General features: G+C 28.0%; 1 protein-coding gene. It reads right to left on the reverse strand.

Annotation, left to right across the window (positions count from 1 at the left end; all coding sequences use genetic code 11):
* Positions 1 to 1005: IS701 family transposase (locus C1715_RS00080; protein WP_102398660.1), on the reverse strand; the 1005-nt coding region annotated here is incomplete at its 3' end.
* Positions 1006 to 1127: the final 122 nt, after the last annotated feature.

The raw sequence follows: 1127 nt of genomic DNA on the forward strand, positions 1-1127 counted from the left end.
TTGAACTTTATATTCGTCAAAACCTAAGTGTGTTTTAAGATATTTGTAATTAGTTTCAATGTTCCATCTATATAGATAGTATTTTATTATAGCTTTATTACTAAGTTCTATGTCTGTAGACATTAGATATACTGGTTCTTTAAAGCTGTCCCCATCAACTTCATAGCAAATTAAGGCTAATGCATTTTCAATCTTTGAAACTTTGCCTTCGTATTTATATACTCTATAATCCTTACCTTCGACGGTAACTACATCTAAGGTAGATGGATTTATATATTTAGCAAATTCCTTAATTTGCATTGAAATTCCTAATGGAGAGATTTTTCTATTAGATTTTAAAGCCCCAATAAAGTTAAAACCTTTTAAAATACAACCATTAATTAACTTTTCGCTAGTGTACCAACTATCAGTAAGACAATATATTTTATCGCAGTTAGAAGGTTTTTCAAAAGAATTAATAAAACCTAAAGCTATATCTGGTTTACTCATAAATTTTTTATTATGATTTTTGCAGTTTTCTTCGTTAAAATAAGACTTATAGTTTAGCGGAATAGACATATCCTCTGCTACAAAATTAGAAGTAACTACACAGTGGGACCAAAGATTTTTACCTTCTGTATGGCAATGATTATAGCTTAATCCTTGCATCTTCTTTGCTTGAGTTTTTGGATTAACAGTATCATCTATAACTAAGAATCCTACGGATTTAGGCTTTATGAGTTTATTAAAATGTAGTTTTAAATAATTAATACGATTTCTATCTATGAGACTATCGTCCCATTTAGAGTTACTCAAAAATCTATATATGGAACTGCTGCTTTTAGCAGCTAGTATATATTCTGAAATCTTTAATAAAGATTTAGTGCCATCTAAATTTATTAATCCATTAATAATAGTGGATATATGATGAAATTGAGGTTTACTCATTCCATAATTTACATCATTTAAGTAATTGTAAAGTTCATCATTAATGGATACAATATGATTAGTAAATTTACTTGGCATACTGACAACCTCCCGTGTTTTAATTGAGTAGTAACTTTTATATATCACGGATAAGGTCAGTGTGCCATATTTATTTTTTGGTAATACTACCAATTTAACTTTTTATTTTGCAGAAGTTAAGT

The organism is Haloimpatiens massiliensis (genome assembly GCF_900184255.1).
GTDB lineage: Bacteria > Bacillota > Clostridia > Clostridiales > Clostridiaceae > Haloimpatiens > Haloimpatiens massiliensis.